Annotated in this window: 15 protein-coding genes; 9 read left to right on the top strand and 6 right to left on the bottom strand. The window is 62.7% G+C overall.

The features are described from left to right. Window positions 1-11: 11 nt before the first annotated feature. From VGD45_RS17400 to VGD45_RS17380, 5 genes are all read left to right on the top strand, one after another. A complete protein-coding gene (locus tag VGD45_RS17400; protein ID WP_331156602.1) occupies window positions 12-1,355 on the top strand; it encodes a DcaP family trimeric outer membrane transporter in 1,344 nt (447 codons plus the stop codon). Window positions 1,356-1,384: 29 nt separating this feature from the next. After that, a complete protein-coding gene (locus tag VGD45_RS17395; RefSeq protein WP_331156601.1) occupies window positions 1,385-3,058 on the top strand; it encodes an MFS transporter in 1,674 nt (557 codons plus the stop codon). A 187-nt stretch (window positions 3,059-3,245) separates the two neighbouring features. Further along, on the top strand, window positions 3,246-4,880 hold the full coding sequence (locus VGD45_RS17390; RefSeq protein WP_331156600.1) for an IPT/TIG domain-containing protein: 1,635 nt from the start codon (window positions 3,246-3,248) through the stop codon (window positions 4,878-4,880). Between the two features lie 11 nt (window positions 4,881-4,891). Further along, window positions 4,892-5,722, top strand: coding sequence for a hypothetical protein (locus VGD45_RS17385; RefSeq protein WP_331156599.1), 831 nt, complete (start codon window positions 4,892-4,894; stop codon window positions 5,720-5,722). Window positions 5,723-5,740: 18 nt separating this feature from the next. Further along, on the top strand, window positions 5,741-6,175 hold the full coding sequence (locus tag VGD45_RS17380; RefSeq protein WP_331156598.1) for a GNAT family N-acetyltransferase: 435 nt from the start codon (window positions 5,741-5,743) through the stop codon (window positions 6,173-6,175). Between the two features lie 7 nt (window positions 6,176-6,182). On the opposite strand, the gene VGD45_RS17375 is transcribed toward VGD45_RS17380, so the two are convergent. Together VGD45_RS17375 and VGD45_RS17370 are read right to left on the bottom strand one after the other, a co-directional pair. Beyond that, window positions 6,183-8,117 (bottom strand): S9 family peptidase, encoded by a 1,935-nt coding sequence (locus VGD45_RS17375; RefSeq protein WP_331156597.1) that lies wholly within the window; start codon window positions 8,115-8,117, stop codon window positions 6,183-6,185. A 51-nt stretch (window positions 8,118-8,168) separates the two neighbouring features. Further along, window positions 8,169-8,555: a hypothetical protein gene (locus VGD45_RS17370; protein ID WP_331156596.1), complete on the bottom strand. Its 387-nt coding sequence runs from the start codon at window positions 8,553-8,555 to the stop codon at window positions 8,169-8,171. 111 nt (window positions 8,556-8,666) lie between these two features. On the opposite strand from VGD45_RS17370, the gene VGD45_RS17365 reads away from it, so the two are divergent. Next, window positions 8,667-10,610: a CocE/NonD family hydrolase gene (locus tag VGD45_RS17365; protein WP_331156595.1), complete on the top strand. Its 1,944-nt coding sequence runs from the start codon at window positions 8,667-8,669 to the stop codon at window positions 10,608-10,610. A gap of 1 nt (window position 10,611) precedes the next feature. Here VGD45_RS17365 and VGD45_RS17360 read toward each other — a convergent pair whose 3' ends face one another. Then, complete coding sequence (locus tag VGD45_RS17360; RefSeq protein ID WP_331156594.1) at window positions 10,612-11,247, bottom strand: glutathione S-transferase family protein; 636 nt, start codon at window positions 11,245-11,247, stop codon at window positions 10,612-10,614. Between the two features lie 64 nt (window positions 11,248-11,311). Here VGD45_RS17360 and VGD45_RS17355 point away from each other — a divergent pair, with 64 nt between their 5' ends. After that, window positions 11,312-11,668 carry a DUF1428 domain-containing protein gene (locus tag VGD45_RS17355; protein WP_331156593.1) on the top strand — a complete coding sequence of 119 codons (357 nt, stop codon included), beginning with the start codon at window positions 11,312-11,314 and terminating at the stop codon, window positions 11,666-11,668. A 325-nt stretch (window positions 11,669-11,993) separates the two neighbouring features. Here VGD45_RS17355 and VGD45_RS17350 read toward each other — a convergent pair whose 3' ends face one another. The 3 genes from VGD45_RS17350 to pbpG all read right to left on the bottom strand — a co-directional run bounded on the left by VGD45_RS17350 (window position 11,994) and on the right by pbpG (window position 14,295). Continuing rightward, entirely contained in the window at window positions 11,994-12,836 is an 843-nt protein-coding gene (locus VGD45_RS17350; RefSeq protein ID WP_331156592.1) for an oxidoreductase, read from the bottom strand. Window positions 12,837-13,112: 276 nt separating this feature from the next. Continuing rightward, window positions 13,113-13,268, bottom strand: a complete 156-nt coding sequence (locus VGD45_RS17345; protein WP_331156591.1) for a hypothetical protein — start codon at window positions 13,266-13,268, stop codon at window positions 13,113-13,115. Window positions 13,269-13,434: 166 nt separating this feature from the next. Further along, window positions 13,435-14,295 carry a D-alanyl-D-alanine endopeptidase gene (gene pbpG, locus VGD45_RS17340; protein WP_331156590.1) on the bottom strand — a complete coding sequence of 287 codons (861 nt, stop codon included), beginning with the start codon at window positions 14,293-14,295 and terminating at the stop codon, window positions 13,435-13,437. 124 nt (window positions 14,296-14,419) lie between these two features. Here pbpG and VGD45_RS17335 point away from each other — a divergent pair, with 124 nt between their 5' ends. Beyond that, window positions 14,420-15,865, top strand: a complete 1,446-nt coding sequence (locus VGD45_RS17335) for an MATE family efflux transporter (protein ID WP_331156589.1) — start codon at window positions 14,420-14,422, stop codon at window positions 15,863-15,865. Between the two features lie 210 nt (window positions 15,866-16,075). Beyond that, complete coding sequence (locus tag VGD45_RS17330; RefSeq protein WP_331156588.1) at window positions 16,076-17,431, top strand: efflux RND transporter periplasmic adaptor subunit; 1,356 nt, start codon at window positions 16,076-16,078, stop codon at window positions 17,429-17,431. Window positions 17,432-17,444 lie beyond the last annotated feature (13 nt).

Genomic DNA, 17,444 nt, shown 5'->3' with positions numbered 1-17,444 from the left:
GGGGATGGACAATGATCGAGCTACGGAAGGTCTTGATCGTGTCGGCGGTCGCCAGCATGGCTGGCGCGCCGCTGACTCTGCAGGCCCAGCCACAATCGGCGGCCGCGGACGAGCAACAGCGCAAGCTGGAAGCGCGAGTACAAGAACTGGAGCGACAACTGCAAGAGCTGACTCAAAAGCTGTCCGGCGCGCCCGCGCCAGCGAGCGCCGTCTCGAAGCCACCCATCGATCCGCCGGCCCTGCAACCCAAGCCCATCGCGCCGAACGCCGTGCCGGGAACACGCTTCCTGTACAGCGGCTTCGTCAAGCTCGACGGCATGTGGTCGGATTATGACGACGGCGAAATCGCCGACGGCAGCATCGGCCGCGATTTCTACCTGCCGTCGACCATTCCCGTCGGCGGCGTAGGCGAGGGCGCCGACTTCGACTCGCACGTCAAACAATCGCGCTTCATCTTCGGCACCGACACGGATCTCGCCGGCGGCGGTTTGCTGTCGTCGCGTTTCGAAGTGGATTTGTACGGCTCGTCGCTCGGAGACGAGCGCGCCACCAACACATATGGTGTCCTGCTACGCCACGCCTACGTTCAATATCGAAACTGGCTGGTCGGTCAGACCTGGAGCAACTTCATGGACGCGGGCGCCTTGCCCGAGACCGCCGATTACATCGGTCCCACCGACGGCACGGTGTTCGTGCGCGAGCCGATGGTCCGTTACACGCTCGGCAACTGGTCTTTCTCGGCGGAAAATCCCGAGACCACCATCACGCCGTTCGGCGGCGGCACGCGCATCGCTTCGGATGACAACAATATTCCGGACCTCACCGCGGCTTACACTTGGAAGTGGGGCAAGGGGTATCTGCGTGCGGCGGCGCTGGTGCGTCAGTTGAAATATGAGACTACAGGCGCTACAGCAGTCGACGACAGCACCGAGGGCGCGGCGTTGTCGCTGGCCGGCAAATTCAACTTCGGTCCGCACGACCTGCGGTTCTCGATCACCGGCGGTGAAGGCCTGGGCCGTTATGTCGGCGTCAATTTCACCAACGACGCGGTGCTGACGGCCACGGGCGAGCTGGAAGCGATTTCCGGATGGGCGGCATTCGCGGCGTGGCGCCATGTGTGGAACGATCGGGTGCGCAGCACCTTGATGCTGTCCGCTTCGGAATACGACAACGATGTAATTTTGACTGGCGCCAGCGCGAACAAGTCGAGCTGGTCCTGGGCTATCAATACGTTTTATTCGCCGGTGGCGAAGCTCGACGTGGGCATCGAGCTGCGCCATGCCGAGCGTGAAATAGAAAGCGGCGCGAGCGGCTCGATGCGACGAGTGCAAGCAGTCGCGAGATATTCATTTTGACCTAACGGGATTCGTTGCAGGGGAAAGTCATGGCCACCACTCCACAGGCGCTGTCGGGCGCCGCCACCAGCGGCATCGACCGCTCGCATCGCCGCGTGATCTTCGCATCATCGCTCGGCACCGTGTTCGAATGGTACGACTTCTATCTGTACGGCTCGCTGTCGGCCATCATTTCCAAGCAGTTCTTTTCCGGCGTCAACGAGACCACCGGTTTCATTTTCGCGCTGCTGGCGTTCGCCGCCGGGTTTTTCGTGCGCCCGTTCGGCGCGCTGGTGTTCGGGCGACTGGGCGATCTGATCGGTCGCAAGCACACCTTCCTGATCACCATCGTCATCATGGGCGCGTCGACAGCCATCGTCGGCCTGTTGCCCAGCTACGCGGCCATCGGCGTCGCGGCGCCCATCATTCTGATCCTGTTGCGTTTGTTACAAGGCTTGGCCTTGGGCGGCGAGTACGGCGGCGCCGCGACGTATGTCGCCGAGCACGCGCCGAACGGCAAGCGCGGTCTGTACACCAGCTGGATTCAAACCACCGCCACGCTCGGTTTGTTTCTTTCGCTGCTGGTCATTCTGATCTGTCGCGTGACCCTGGGCGATGAGTTCGAGACCTGGGGCTGGCGCATTCCGTTCCTGCTGTCGATCGTGCTGCTCGGCATTTCCGTGTACATCCGGTTGCAGCTGCAGGAATCGCCGGCGTTCCTGGAAATCAAGAGCGAAGGCAAGCTGTCGACCGCGCCGCTCACCGAAGCGTTCGGCAACTGGAAGAATCTGAAGATCGTGCTGCTGGCGCTGTTCGGCGCCACCGCCGGTCAGGCCGTGGTGTGGTACGGCGGCCAGTTCTATGCGCTGTTCTTCCTGGAAAAGATTCTGCAGGTCGATGCGAAGGCCGCGAATCTCATCATTGCCGCGGCTCTGGTGATCGGCACGCCGTTCTTCGTGGTGTTCGGCGCGCTGTCCGATCGCATCGGTCGCAAGACGATCATCATGGCGGGGTGCGTGCTCGCGGCCCTCACTTACTTCCCGGTGTTCCAGGGACTGACGCATTTCGCCAATCCGGCGCTGGAGCGCGCGGTGGCCAGCGCGCCGGTGACCGTGATCGCCGATCCGGCGGATTGCTCGTTCCAGTTCGATCCGGTCGGTCGCAAGGCATTCACTCAATCGTGTGACGTGGTGAAGTCGTCGCTGGCCAAGACGGGTGTGCCGTATGCGAACGAAGCGGCGCCGCCGGGCACGGTGGCGCAGGTTCGCATCGGCACGGGCGACAACGCCGTGGTGCTGAATTCCTTCCGTGGCAACACGCTGGCCAAGGCGGAGTTCAAGACCGCCAGCGACAGTTTCACCGCGCAGCTGAAGGCGGCGCTGGCCAAGGCGGGCTATCCGGCCAAGGCCAACATGAACGAGGTGAACTACCCGATGGTGATCGCGCTGTGCACCTACCTGGTCATTCTGGTGACCATGGTGTACGGCCCGATCGCGGCGTGGCTGGTGGAGCTGTTCCCGACCCGCATCCGCTACACCTCCATGTCGCTGCCGTATCACATCGGCAACGGCTGGTTCGGCGGCTTCCTGCCCGTGACCTCGTTCGCCATCGTGGCGGCCACCGGCAATATCTATAACGGCCTGTGGTACCCCGTCGCGGTGGCGGTCATGACGGCCATCGTCGGCACGTTCTTCCTCAGGGAGACCAAGGATAAGGGCTTATAGGGCCAAGCCCTGGGGCGGATCAAAGGACGGCGGCCTGCGAAGGATGCTTGATTACAGTGTGCTCCGCGGGCCGTCCTGACGGCAGGGTTCAGCTAACCCTGGGAGGGTCGCGTACCGTCGTAGGTGCACTAGCCCTCCCTTCCTGCGACAATCGCCGCCTTTTCCGAATGTCGTAGGAACACAGCAAGTGCACTATCTGCCCGGTGCCCGCCGCGTAGCAGGGTTTTTATTGATCGGGGTGCTCGCCGGTTGCAGCGGCGGCGGGGGCGACGAAGCCACCCGGACCGAAATCTCCACCAATGCGATTACTTTCCGCGCGGCGACCCTCGACGCGACGGTACCTGCGCAAACCTTCACCGCCACATTCGGTGAGGACATTGCGCATCTGGCCGTCGTGCATAGTGGCGCAGCAATCACATCGGCCACCTCAGTGCTGAACGGCCGTACAGCGCAGATCACGGTCACGCCGGCGGCGGCGAACACGATCGGCCCCGGCGCTTTCGTCGGAGCGGTCGCGGTGACCGGTTACACCTGCGCCGACGCCACGTGCACCCGCCTGTCGGCGGGCAGTTCAGCGACGGTTTCCGTCAACTATCAGGTCTCGCCCGTCATTCAGCGAGTCGCGCCGTACGTGGCGGTTGCCAACACCACGGACACGGTCCTCATTGGCGGTCTCGGCTTTCGTAACTTCAACGTGAACGGCGTGCGATTTGGCGATACGCCGGCCATCAATATCGACACCAACAACATCAACAGCAGCGGCACCGAGATAGCCGCCACCCATGGCCCGCTGCCAGCCGGTACGTACCCGGTTCGTCTGATGGCACCGGACCACGACGGCGAAATCCCAACTTCGGTGAACCTAGTGGTGGTCGATCCCGTTGCATACGCCGCCACGACGCTGGCGCATCCGTCCGGAGCCAGCGTGGTTCGATCGCTGTCCTACGACTTCGAGCGGCGCGCGTTGCTGGTGGTGACCGATGCGGCGTCGGGTCCGCTCGCTCGCTACGCCTACGAGAACGGAGCATGGTCCACGCCGACGCAGGCCACGGCCGCATTGCTCGACGCCGCCTTGACCGCGACCGGTTCGCAGATCTTCGGCATCACCTCGACCACGCTCGTGCCGATCGATCCGGTGACGCTCGCGCTCGGTACGGCGGTCTCAGCGCCGTCGCTCGAAACGAATTCGGCGCTGAAGAACATCGTGGTGGGCAACGACAATCGCGCGCTGATCACGACCAGTCTCACCACCAGCGGCACGACGCCTGGATATATCTACGATCCGGGCACTAACGCAGTGCTCCTCATCGCCAGCCCCGAGCTGAATAACGGCACGCCCGTGATGGCCGCGAACGGCAGCGCCGCGGTGATTGTCCAGGGCGATCCGACATTGACCAGCGATGTGGCTGTCTACAAATATTTGACAGCGGGCAACCAGCTTTCTTCCGCGGGAACGCCGACGCTGCGGCAGAACACCGTGCCGCCGGCGATCGACCGCAGTGTCACTCGAGTCGTGCTCAACGGCCTGCGCGTGTATGACGGTGCGTTCGCATTCCTCGGCACGTTGCCGACTACGACCGCTGCCGTCGTGCTCAAGCCGAATGGCAAGCGCGCCTATGCATACGATCCGACGGCGGGCGGCATCGTGGTTTACGACGTCAGTGTGGATCGGGACGAAGCCGCGTACGCTCCACTCGGCGCTGCCGTGCCACTCGTGGGTGACCCGGGCACCGGCGTACGGATGGCCATCACGCCTGACGGCGGCACGTTGTTCGTTGCCGGCAGCTCGCAAATCGTCGTGCAGCCCACGCCTGCTCTGTGAGCACGTACATCATGACCTCGCAAAAAATTTACATCGGCGCGTCAGTGTTGGCAGCGCTGCAGTTGGTTGGCAACGTCGCTGTGGGCGCGGAGCAGGACTTTGCTCGCGACACGCCTCGACGCGCCGTGGAGTCGACCAACTTCTCGCTCGGCTTGATCGCCAGCGACAGCGACACCAAGGACAGCACGTCGAACGGCACTTTCGGTTTGAACGGCGTGGCCACGCTGCCGATCGGCGAGTGGTTCGGCGCCTCGCTGGCAGGCAACTATTCGCGCACCACGGCGCGCACCAGCGACGTTTTGCTCGACGTGGCTTCACAGGGAGGTTCGCGTCCGTCGTGCCGTTTCAATAATTACGACGCCGCGGCGACGGTGTTCGCGCGGCGGCCGACGCTCGGCAAAATTTCGGCTTCGTACGGCCAGGGCGAGCTGTCCTCGGACTGCGGCGACGAGTCGGTGTTCGTTTCCACTGGCGATGACAGTCTCGGCACCGACTACTATCGCGTCGCCGCCGAAGCCTACTTGTGGGACTTCACTGTGGGCGCGGTTCATACCTCCACCGAACTGGAGGACGGTCCCAAGCTCGAATCGGATATTTTCAATGCCAGCTGGTATCCGCTGGACAGCGTGCGCGTGACGCTCTCGGGCGGCGATCTGTACGAGCAGGACACGTACGGCATCGAGATCGAGCATCAGCCGGAATTCATGGGTAATTCGCTGGGTGTCGCGCTGGGCTATTCGGTGGTCGACCGCGAGCAGGAAATCGGCACCATCAGCTTCAGCGTGGTGTATCACTTCGGCGCCAAGATCGAGCTCAAGACCCGCGATCGCCAATATCGATAGATCAGTATCGGTAGCACCATGAGCACCGAACAATGGCTGTTCGAGCAGGACTCCATCGACTGGCAGGAGCTGTCGGAGCTGTATCGGATCGCGCCGCTGGGCAACAAGAGCGCGGACCATCTGCGCCTGGTGTTCGGCAACAGCCGGTTCAAATGTTTCGTGCTCGAGGATGGCAAGCTGATCGGAGCGGGTCGCGCTTTGGCGGATGGCCGCGACTGCTCCTATCTATGCGATATCGTCGTGCATCCGGACTATCAGGGTCGCGGCCTCGGCAAGGCGCTGGTCGCCAAGCTCACCGAGTTGTCGGCCGGTCACCGTAAGATCATTCTGTATGCGAATCCGGGCAAGGAAGGTTTCTATCGCAAGCTCGGCTTCCGTCGCATGTTGACCGCGATGGCGAAATTCGAGGACGAGCAGCACGCGCTCGGCACGGGGCTCGTCGCCGACGACTGAATCGCGCTCACGGTCCGGGCGCGGCGACGCCAGGTCCCAGATGCTGTGACAAGAACTTCTCGAGCTCTGTCAGCAGCGTGACGCGATCGGACTGGCGCCGCAGCTGATGCGTGGCGTCTTCGAGGAAGATGGCCTTGTATGGTTTGTCGGCCTTTTTCAGCGCCGAGACCATCTGCCGCGAATGCTCGACGTCCGCCTGCACGTCCCGATCGCCATGGATCAGGAACACCGGCATGTTGATCTTTTCGGCGTGTCGTACCGGCGAGTCCTCGATCAGCTTTTCCTTGTTAGTGCCGATCTGCTCGCGGATGAACGCCTTCGAGTAGTAGTAGCGCGCCTCGCGGAGCAGATCTTTCAGATCGCTGACGCCGGCGATGCTGGCCGAGCACTTATACAGATCGTTGTTCCGAACCGCAGAGAGCAGGGCCGCATAGCCGCCGAAGCTCCAGCCGACGATACAAACGCGCTGCGGATCGGCGATGCCTTGTTGAATCGCCCAGCGCGTGCCGTCGGTGATGTCGTTGTAAGTGAGTCCGCCCCAATCCTGGTGAGCGTCGCTGTACCAGGCGTCGCCATAGCCGGAGGAGCCACGGAAGTTCATTTGCAGCACGGCGTAGCCTCGATTCACGAGGAACGCACGCAAGAAATCGAAGTCCCAGGAATCACGCGAGATCGGTCCGCCGTGGGGCATGACGATCAGCGGTAGTTTCTCCGCCCGCACACCGACGGGCGCGGTGAGATAGCCCGGGACTTCCACGCCGTCGCGCGCTTTATAGGTGATGCTCTGCATGCGTCCCAGCGTCTTCGGATCCAGCTCCGGATAAGCCGTGCGGATGCGGCTGAGCCTGTTGGTCTCGGCGCTGAGCAGATAGAAGGTCGCGGCTTCGACGTCGCTGAATGCGCTGATGACGTAGGTCTTGCGATCCTGTGAGTAGTCACTGATGTAGTTGAAGGTGTCTGGCAGCGCTTTGTTGACCGCCTTCATGAGCGCGCGCCGGTCTTCGTCGGTGTAATAAACGAACGGGCGGTCGGTCTCGTACCAGATGCCGATGAGCTTGCGATCCGGCGTCAGCAGCGGGTCGGCCGCATCCACCAGCGGGTGCGAGAACACCAGCGTGGGGCTTGCCTGGTCGGTCATGTCCATTTCCCACAGCGCCTCGCGGCCTTCGTAGAAGCCGCTCGCGAACGCGCGGTTGGTGCCGGGGATCACGGCCAGCGGGGTGAGACTGCCGCCGGCGTTGAACTGATCGACCTTGGTCAGCGGCAGCCATTTCTTTTCATTGTCGAGGCGGGCGAAGTACTGCAGCGTGGTGCTGTTGCTGGTGTAGCCCATGCCGAGACGAATATTCCCCGAGCCGTCGGTGGAGAACGTGCGGATGGACGTGTGCGGACGAGCTCGAATCCCCTGCCGACCCGTGTCGACGTTCAACTCGTACACACCTGGATGCCCGGTGCGTTCGATGTCGAGCTCGATCAGCACCGAATCGGGCTCCTCGGGGGTCCAGTCCAGGATCTCGTCCTGGAACTGCGCCGTGCCGGCATCGGTGTTCTGAATCAGCACCCTCATCTTGCTGCCATCGGCGTTCACGGCGACCAGCCGTGAAATCGGAAACACCTTGCCCTGAATCGTCCTGGTCGCGGCCACGCCGCAGAGAATGCGATTGTCATTGGCCCAGCCGCACCACTTCAGATCGAACTCGCCGGGCTGCGAGCCCACCACCGGGTGAAGCGGCGTATTGCCCGCGGTCGGCATGGTCACCAGGACCTCCCGGTCCTCGTGCCCAGTGATATAGAGCAGGCGCTCGCCGTTGGGCGAGATCGCGACACTGCGAATGGCGGGGATGCGCGCGAACGCCGTGATGGGAAGGTGTTCGGCTCGGGCGCTCTGAAAAGATATTGCCGCAATTAACGCGGGCAACAGCGAATGGATGCGGCCAGGCATCGGGGAATCCCTGTATGCAATACGGCTGCGAGCCCTTGCGGGCCCTTTGTATTAACCGTTGACGACTCGTTCGACCGGCGCGAGCTCTGCTTGCGCCGATGTAACTGGCGCAATAGTGGCAGCGGCGGAGCCGGCCTGCCGTGAGCCGAGTCGTGGAATGGGTTCGTCGCCGTGAAACCGTTGCGCCGTGATATCCAGCCAGCGCTCTATATGCCGGCAAAACCGCTCGATGGCGCGGTTTCGAAAGAATGCCAGGCCTCCGCCCTCGTACATCTGCTCCTGCGCCGGCGTGATGTGATACCACCACTGCAGCCGGTCCAGGCGCTCGCCATCCAGATACGGCAATGTGATCGAGAACCGACGGCCGTTACGAGTCGGCTCGGTTTCAGCGAACGCAAAGTAATCCTCGAGCGCGCGCGGCAGTTCGATGTGCGGCATCCGGGCTTCGGCGTACGGGGGAGACGTGGCGATGATAGCGAGTGTCGCGATTTGGATCCATCTTGACTAAGCTCGCCGGCCTGCATCGTTTGCCCACGAGGAGAGGACAAGGTGGCCCAGCGGAATAGTTGTCATCTGGTCGGCGTGCTGGTGCTCGGCATGAGCCTGCAAGCCGGCGCTGCGCAGGGGGTGAAATCGCTGCCGAGCGAAACGCCGGAAAAGTTCACACCCAGCGTCGAGAGCTACGATCACACCAGGCGCGAAGTCATGATTCCGATGCGCGACGGGGTGAAGCTCAAGACCTTCATCCTGATCCCGAAAGGCGCGACCAAGGATGCGAAGGCGCCGATGATCATGACGCGCACGCCTTATAACGCCGGCGGCCGCGTGTCTCGCTTCAACAGCCCGCGACTGGCCGCGGTCGTGCCACAGATGAATGACACGAATGTCGAAGCGGGTTACATCGTCGTTTATCAGGACGTGCGCGGGAAATTCGGCTCGGAAGGCGATTACGTGCTGACTCGCCCGCTGCGCGGGCCGTTGAATCCCACCAAAGTGGATCACGCCACGGACGCCTACGACACCATCGACTGGCTGGTGAAGAATGTGCCGGAGAGCAACGGCCGTGTCGGCACCATCGGCGGTTCGTACGAGGGTTACACCACTGTCATGTCGACAGTGAACCCGCATCCCGCGCTCAAAGTGGCCGTGCCGTTCGCGCCCATGATCGATGGCTGGATGGGCGACGACTGGTTTCATAACGGCGCGTTCCGCCAGGGCGCTGCGCTGGAGTTCATCTACGGTCAGCAGTCCACGCGCAGCGGTTCCTTCAAATGGTGGTGGGATAGCTACGACATCTACGACACGTTCCTGCGCGCCGGATCTGCCGGTGCGCTGGCCAAATCACGCGGCTTGGAACAACTCGGATTCTGGCGCGCCATTTCCGAACATCCGAGCTACGACTCGTGGTGGCAGGAGCAGGCCGTCGACAAGTTGCTCGCCAGGCAGCCGGTCAAGGTGCCGATGATGATCGTGGGCGGCCTGTTCGATCAGGAGGACATCTATGGCAGCCCGGCGCTGTACAAGACGCTCGCACCCAAGGATCCGAATGGCGAGCTGGTGCACCTGGTGATGGGGCCGTGGAATCACGGCCAGGGACGTCGCGAAGGCCGCAGCCTCGGTTCGCTCGAATTCAATGGCGACACGGCCGGCTGGTTTCGCAGCAAGGTCATGCAGCCGTTCCTCGATCACTACTTGAAGGACGCGCCGAAGCCGAACACGCCTCGCGTGCTGGTGTACGAGACGGGCGCCAACGAATGGCGCGAGTACGATCACTGGCCACGCTCCTGCGCCGATGCGTGCGAGCAGAAATCACGTTCGCTCTACTTGCTGTCCGGCGGGCGGCTGGGGTTCGAAGCGCCGGGTGCGGGCGAGGGCGACTATGACGAATACATTTCCGATCCGGCCAAGCCCGTGCCGTATCGGCAGCGGCCGACGCTGCCGATGAGCGCGGCGGAGTCGGGCTGGGGCGAATGGCTGGTCGACGATCAGCGTCACGCGGGCTCGCGCACCGACGTGCTCGTCTATCAGACCGAGCCGTTGACCGAGCCAGTGCGGCTCGCCGGTGAACCGATCGCGCGTTTGTTTGCTTCCACCAGCGGCAGCGATTCGGACTGGGTTGTAAAGATCATCGACGTGTGGCCGGACGAAGTGCCCTCGCGCCCGAACCTCGGCGGCTATCAGCAGATGTTGTCGGCCGATATCTTCCGCGGCCGTTACCGTGCCGACCTCGCCAATCCACAGCCGCTGACCGCGAACGAAGCTCTGTCGTATGAGATCGCGCTACCGCAGACGAGCCATACCTTCCTGCCTGGGCATCGCATCATGGTGCAGATCCAGTCGAGCTGGTTCCCTCTGTACGATCGCAATCCGCAGACGTTCGTGCCGAACATCATGTTCGCCAAACCCGAGAGCTACGTGAAGGCGACTCAGCGCATCTGGCGCACGCCGGAGAAGGCCAGCGCGATCGAGCTGCCGGTGGTGACGGCGCGCTGAGTCACGCCTGCTGCTGCAGCTCCTTTATATATTTCTCGTCCTGAGCGGCCGCGCGTTTGAACGCCGGCCGCTCGCTGCACCGGGCCACGTAGTCCTGAAACGCCTTGCGTGGCTCGAGCGCCTTGACCAGCGTTCCCCAAACGATCTGCGAGCCGATATAAACATCGGCGGCGCTGAAGCGCTCGCCGAGAATGAACGGGCCGCGTGAGACCGCTTGTTCCAGCGCGTGCAACGTATCTTCATAGCTGCCGTAGCCCAGCGCGCCCGGCCGGTCCACTTGGGGGCGATTGAACAGGCGATCGACGATCGCAGGTTCGACGCAGCCCGCGCCAAAGAACATCCAGCGATAGTATGTGCCGCGCTCGGGTGAATTGACTGCGGGCGCGAGATTCGCGGCAGGAAATGCATCCGCAAGGTATGCACAGATCGCGGCCGCTTCCGTGACGACAGTGTCGCCGTGCTTGATCGCGGGCACTTTGCCCATGGGATTCAGGGCCAGATATTGTTTCGATTTGTGCTCGCCGCGGTCGAAGCGGAGCAGTTCCGTTTTATATGGAACGCCGACTTCCTCCAACATCCAGTGCACGATGCGGGCGCGACTCTGCGGGTTGTGGAAGAACACGATGCTGTCCGGCATGGCGAGGCTCCTGGTTGCACGTGCTAATCTGAAGTGTACCGCCGCAACCTCGGGAGAGCACGACATGCCACGCTACGCCGACGGATTCGTCATCGTCGTTCCGAAGAAAAATCTCAAGGCCTACGAGGCCATGTCCAAAAAAGCCGGCAAGATCTGGAAGGAATACGGCGCGTTGGAATATTGCGAATGTGTCGGCGACGATCTGAAAGTGAAATTCGGTACGCCGTTTCCGAAGCTCACCAAGCCCAAGACCAACGAGGTCGTGGTGTTTTCGTGGATTCTTTACAAGTCGCGCGCGCATCGCGACAAGGTCAACGCCAAGGTCATGAAAGACCCGCGGCTCGCCCCGGACATGGACAAAATGCCGTTCGATATGAAGCGCATGAGCTACGGTGGCTTTACCGTATTCGTCGATCTTTGAGTTTCGCACTCGCCGGCCGGAAGACCCACCCCCTAGCCCCCTCCCGTGGACGGGAGGGGGAATTAAGATATTTATTAATTCTGCCTGCGGCGGGCTTTCCGGAGTTGGAATGTGCCATCCAACGCTGAGGCGTCGTTCGAGGTGACCTCCCTTCTTCCGGCATTGTCGAGAAAGAGGGACCTTTTCGGCAAAGTGCGCCCAGGGACGGGACCCGACGACGTCGCGCGTGAGCGCGACTGAGGGGGAGCACGGTGCCGGAAGGAGGGAGGTCACCTCGGACGGCGCAAACCACCGACGCCTCTTCCTCTTATCCTGTGCTGGCGTCTCAGCCAGCGCCGTCCACCGACGCCGACAGTTTCTGATAGTCGTGCAACTCGCGCTGCATTCCGGCGAGCTTGCTGGTGATGCGCTCGAAAGCATCCGAGCCTGATGCGAAACGCAGTGGAGGTTGCGCGCTGTTGGCCAGTGTCACCAATGCTGCCGCGAGCTTCGCGGGGTCGCCGCCCTGCTTGTGGTTGTAGCTGTCGTACTCGGCTTTGAGCTTGGGCGATAGTTGCTCGTAACCCGTCACCTTGCGCGTGCCATACCGCGCCGAGCTGTTGTCCAGGAAGTCCGTACGAGTGAAGCCCGGCTCGACGAGGGTGACGCGTATGCCGAACTCCGCCACTTCCAGCGCCAGCGATTCGGCGAACCCTTCCATGGCGAATTTGGTCGAGCAATAAATCGCCGCGGCCGGAAAGCCAGTGACGCCGCCCATCGAAGAAACATTGAAAATGTGTCCGCTGCGTTGCTTGCGCATGATCGGCAGCGCCGCGCGTGTAACGTTGAACGTGCCGAACACATTCGTGTCGTACTGTTGCTGAATCTCGGCCGCGCTGTTTTCTTCGAACACGCCGAGTTGGCCGTAGCCCGCGTTGTTGACCAGCACGTCGATGCGGCCGAAGCGTGCGACGGCGGCTTCCACCGCGGCGAACGCATGCAACTCCTTGCTCACATCGAGCTCGACCGCCAGCACACGCTCTCCGTACTGTTTGAACGTGGCGGCGATTTGATCGCGATTGCGGCCGGTGGCGACGACGTTGTCGCCGGCTGCGAGCGCGGCTTTGACGATCTCCGCGCCGATGCCGCGCGAAGCGCCAGTGATGAACCAGACTTTCTGCTGTGACATTTGACGGCTCCCAATGTTTGTATCGAAAGGGCCTTGGCCACTGTCGACCGAAGAATCAGAACACGGGAGGCAGTCTAGAAATCGGCGCCGGGGGCGCGGTAGCAAGATCCGGGCAGCTTCTGGCCCGATCCTGCAAAACTGGCGGGAATCAGGCGAGAGCGATACCAGGCATCCATGCTACCGAGCGGGTCTCGGTCCCTCTGACTCCGCGGCTGCCGCCGATGAGGCGAACAGTCCGCGGAGTTGAGCTTGTAGAGCGCATGATCAGCGCTCCTGTCACTGCAGCTGCGTCACAGTCACGCTGTAACCGACGTGTTCCATCGACTTCACGCCAACCGCGCCGAAGGTCAGGGACAACGCGACGATGGCGACGGACATCAACATGCAAACAGCGCGCTGAGTGCTCTGGGTGGCTTTGCTGACGGCGTACATGATTTATCTCCTCTTTACTCTTGGTTGCTCCGCGTTATCGCGGTGTTCGTAGCTTCTGACGCGAGCTTTCCAAAAAGGGTTGCAACGGCAATTGCGAAAAAAGCGAACTACCGGCGAACCGCGGTGGGTCGCCGGTGAATGCCGGAGCGGCGGAGGAGAAGAGGAGTTACTTGCCGGCGCGGGCGATCTGCGTGCCGCTCGAGCCGCCTTCCATCCAGCGGCGGATGCGACGTGCGTCGGCGACGCGCGTGAGCTTGCCGAACGAATTCAGCAGCACGATCACGGTGGGACGATCCTGAATGGTGGCTCTCATCACCAGGCACTGGCCCGCGTCCTGTGTGAAGCCGGTCTTCTGCACCGAGATATCCCAATCGTCTTTGCGCGTGAGCGAGTTGGTGTTGCGGAATTCGAGCAACTGACGCCCCACCGGCACGGTCAGCTTCTCGCTGGTCGAGTACTTCTCGATCAGCGGCTCATGCGAGGCAGCGACGACGAGTTTGACCAGATCCGAGGCGGTCGCCACGTTGCCGTTGGACAAGCCTGTGGGATCGACGAAGCGCGAGTTCTTCATGCCCAGGGCCTTGGCCTTGGCATTCATCGCCTTGATGAACGCGGGCAAGCCGCCCGGGTAGGCGCGCCCCACCGCCTGGGCGGCGCGATTCTCGGAGGACATCAGGGCCAGATGCAGCAACTCGCCGCGAGTGAGCTTGGCGCCAACGGCCAGACGCGAGGCGTTGCCCTTGGTGCCATCCCGGTCGGCCTGCTGGATGGTCACGACTTCGTCGAGCGGCTGCTTGCCTTCCAGCACCACCAGCGCCGTCATCAGCTTGGTGATCGACGCCACCGGCATGACCTTCTGCGACTGCTTGGCGAACAGCACCGTGGCGTCCCCCTCATCGACCACCAGCACCGAGGCGGACTTGGTCTGCGGTTTTCCGGCAGGCAGCGGCTGGGACCAGGAGACGGCGGCGATCAGGGAAGCGGGGATTGCGAGCAGCCAGTTGCGCAGTCGGAAGGGAGGGAGCATCGCCGAGGTCGTGCCTTTCTTTACTGTTGGTCGGAAGACACAAAGGTAACCGATTTGCAGCGCTTGCGAATGTGAGTTTTTCCCTGGTTACGTCATTGGTTGCGGGCGGCAATACAAGTGCCGGATGAGTACAATCGCCGCCCTCATGTCCAGCTCCACCGTCCAGCCTGCCGCCGCGCAGCCCGATCTTTCCTTCTGGCAGGTGGTGCGCCTGTCGCTGAAGGGCGAGCACCTCGATTACACGTCGGTGCCGCTGAATCGCGCCGTGCTGTTGCTGGCGGTGCCCATGGTCCTGGAAATGATCATGGAATCTCTGTTCGCCGTGGTCGACGTGTTCTGGGTGTCGCGGCTCGGCTCGGACGCCGTCGCGGTAGTCGGCCTCACCGAATCGGTGATGACGCTCGTTTATGCCGTGGCCATCGGCATTTCGTTCGCGGCAACCGCCATCGTTGCCCGGCGCATCGGAGAAAAGGATGCAGAGCGCGCCGCCCAGGCCGCGGGCCAAATCATCCTGCTCGGTGTCACGCTCTCGGCGGCCATGGGGCTGGCGATGAGCTACTTTGCGTCGGACATTCTCCGGCTCATGGGCGCCAGCGAAAGCATCGTGTCGCTCGGCTCCGACTTCGCGCGCATCATGCTCGGCTGCAATGTGACGGTGTTCATGATCTTCCTGATCAACGCCATCTTCCGCGGCGCCGGCGATGCGGTGCTGGCCATGCGCACGCTCTGGCTGGCGAATGCTTTGAATATTGTGCTCGGTCCTTTTTTCATTTTCGGCTGGGGACCGTTCCCTGAAATGGGTGTGACCGGCGCGGCGGTGGCGACCAACATCGGCCGCGGCACCGGCGTGCTGTATCAGTTGTGGCACCTCGCTGGATTCCATAGCCGCGTACGGGTTCGGCTGCGTCATCTGAAGCCAGTGCTCGTGGATCTGCAATCCATCATGACCACGGCCAGCACGGGCATCGCGCAGCTGCTGATCGGCACGACCAGCTGGGTGGGGTTGTTCAAAATTCTCGCGGCTTTCGGCAGCGCCGCGCTGGCGGGATACACCATCGCCATGCGCATCGTGATGTTCGCGCTCATGCCGGCGTGGGGATTGGCGAACGCGGGCGCGACGCTGGTGGGACAGAATCTGGGCGCCGGCAAACCGGAGCGCGCCGAGGAGGCGATCCGGATCGCGACCCGCTTCAATGTGATGTTTCTCGGCGTCGTCGGCTTGGTGTTCGTGTTCGGCTCGGGGCCGCTGGTGCGGTTGTTCACCGACGATCCGCCGGTGCTGGAGCATGGCATTCGCGCGCTGTGGATAGTCAGCCTGGCATTTCCATTGTATGCAGCGGGTATGTGCCTGGAGGCGGCGTTCAATGGCGCGGGCGATACCTGGACGCCGACGCGGCTGAATTTCTTCTGTTTCTGGCTGTTTCAGATTCCGCTCGCCTGGCTGCTGGCGGACTTTTTCCGACTCGGGCCGCTGGGGGTATTCATTGCAGTGCCGATCGGGTTCTCGGTGCTGGCCCTGTGGAGCCTGGTGCTGTTCCGGCGCGGCCGTTGGAAGCTGAAGCAGGTATAGGCGTACCCTGAATTCGGGGCCGGCGCTCCGGACACGGACCGAAGTCTCGGAAAGAATTTTCGTTGGCTTGTAACCTTTTACGCTTTCGCGTCGTCAAATCAGGAACCGCGCCCTCTGGCCAACAGGGAACGGGTGCAACTCGAGGCGAAGTCCGGTGTTCTAAGCCTGACTTTGCCGCCGGCTCAGGACACTCCGGTCGTGGAATCCGCAATGAAAACCAGTGCAAACCAGCCTTCCGCGCGTTTCGACACCGTCGATCGGACGGATCCGCCCCATGCCGCGGCGGTCACGCCGTTCCCGACGCGTCCTGCGGAATTTCGGCACGCCGCGCCGGTCCAGGAAACAGGCAGCCAGGAGGGAGCGACGGTTGAACAGGATCGCGGCGGCTCGTTTTCGCACATCGACCCGATGAAAGTCGGAATCATCGTCGCGTTGCTTGCCATTGCGGGCGCAATCGCATGGTTTGCTATGCGCGATCCGGCGGCGTCGCCGGCCGCGGCGGCGCCTGGCACGCCTGCTGCCGCTGCAGCCCCGATCGAGCTCGCGGCGGTCGATGTTGCATCTGTCGAATCTCGTGTGTTGTCACGCGCCTTGCCGTTGTCCGGCTCTATCGCTCCGTTCGTGCAGGCGACGTTGAAGTCGAAAGTCGGCGGTGAGGTCGAGCAACTGCGGCTGCGCGAAGGTCAGGACGTGCGCGAGGGCGACGTGATTGCCCGCGTCGACACTCGCAATCTGCAGGCTCAATACGATCGTGAAGCGGCGGCGGTCGACAAGGCGCGCGCCGATCTCGATCTCGCCCGGCTGAATCGCGACAAGAATCGCGCGCTGCTCGAACAGAAGTTCATTTCACAAAACACGTTCGAACAGACCGAGAGCGCCTACGCCGCCAGCGTCGCGAGCTTCAAGCTCGCCGAAGCCCAGGCGCGCGTCGCCAAGATCAACCTCGACGACGCCGTCATTCGCGCGCCGTTCTCCGGCACCGTCGCCAAGCGGCTGGTGCAGCCGGGCGAGAAGGTGTCGCCGGATTCGGAAATCGTCACGCTGGTCGATTTGAAACAAATGGTGCTCGAGGCTGCCGTACCCTCCGCCGAGATTCCGGCGGTGCGCGTCGGACAGAAGGTGCACTTCCGCGTCAGCGGTTTTGGCGACCGCACGTTCGCGGGCGAAGTGCAGCGGATCAATCCGATGACCGCCGATGGCTCGCGCTCCATCATGATTTACATCGCCGTTCCGAATGCGGACAGCGCGCTCAAGGGCGGCATGTTCGCGCAAGGCGAGCTCATGCTGAACGCGACCGAGCCAGTGCTCGCAGTCGCGCAGCGCGCCGTGCGTGATGAAGCAGGCGTCACTTATGTCTATGTCCTGCGCGACGAGAAGATCGTTCGCACTCCGGTGAAGCTCGGCCCCAGCAACAAGGGCGACGCGTTCGTCGAAGTCCGCGAAGGTCTGCGCGCCGGCGATCAGGTGATCGTCGCCGACATCGGCGACGACAAGGCCGGGGCGGTGGCGCGCGTGCGCAAGTCGGAAGCGACTGCGGCAGTCGCGAGCGAAGTCGCCCGCAATTAACAGCTCGCCGGCG

The sequence above is a fragment of the Steroidobacter sp. genome (genome assembly GCF_036402275.1).
Taxonomy (GTDB): domain Bacteria; phylum Pseudomonadota; class Gammaproteobacteria; order Steroidobacterales; family Steroidobacteraceae; genus Steroidobacter.
The sequence above is the reverse complement of the archived record's forward strand: the minus strand, read 5'-3'. Positions and strand labels throughout refer to the sequence as shown.

What these genes read in the sequence shown, in the direction of transcription:
- VGD45_RS17400 (WP_331156602.1), top strand. Translation starts at nt 12, where the DNA reads ATGATCGAGCTACGGAAGGTCTTGATCGTGTCGGCGGTCGCCAGCATG.
- VGD45_RS17395 (WP_331156601.1), top strand. Translation starts at nt 1,385, where the DNA reads ATGGCCACCACTCCACAGGCGCTGTCGGGCGCCGCCACCAGCGGCATC.
- VGD45_RS17385 (WP_331156599.1), top strand. Translation starts at nt 4,892, where the DNA reads ATGACCTCGCAAAAAATTTACATCGGCGCGTCAGTGTTGGCAGCGCTG.
- VGD45_RS17380 (WP_331156598.1), top strand. Translation starts at nt 5,741, where the DNA reads ATGAGCACCGAACAATGGCTGTTCGAGCAGGACTCCATCGACTGGCAG.
- VGD45_RS17375 (WP_331156597.1), bottom strand. Translation starts at nt 8,117, where the DNA reads ATGCCTGGCCGCATCCATTCGCTGTTGCCCGCGTTAATTGCGGCAATA.
- VGD45_RS17370 (WP_331156596.1), bottom strand. Translation starts at nt 8,555, where the DNA reads ATGCCGCACATCGAACTGCCGCGCGCGCTCGAGGATTACTTTGCGTTC.
- VGD45_RS17360 (WP_331156594.1), bottom strand. Translation starts at nt 11,247, where the DNA reads ATGCCGGACAGCATCGTGTTCTTCCACAACCCGCAGAGTCGCGCCCGC.
- VGD45_RS17355 (WP_331156593.1), top strand. Translation starts at nt 11,312, where the DNA reads ATGCCACGCTACGCCGACGGATTCGTCATCGTCGTTCCGAAGAAAAAT.
- VGD45_RS17350 (WP_331156592.1), bottom strand. Translation starts at nt 12,836, where the DNA reads ATGTCACAGCAGAAAGTCTGGTTCATCACTGGCGCTTCGCGCGGCATC.
- VGD45_RS17345 (WP_331156591.1), bottom strand. Translation starts at nt 13,268, where the DNA reads ATGTACGCCGTCAGCAAAGCCACCCAGAGCACTCAGCGCGCTGTTTGC.
- pbpG (WP_331156590.1), bottom strand. Translation starts at nt 14,295, where the DNA reads ATGCTCCCTCCCTTCCGACTGCGCAACTGGCTGCTCGCAATCCCCGCT.
- VGD45_RS17335 (WP_331156589.1), top strand. Translation starts at nt 14,420, where the DNA reads ATGAGTACAATCGCCGCCCTCATGTCCAGCTCCACCGTCCAGCCTGCC.
- VGD45_RS17330 (WP_331156588.1), top strand. Translation starts at nt 16,076, where the DNA reads ATGAAAACCAGTGCAAACCAGCCTTCCGCGCGTTTCGACACCGTCGAT.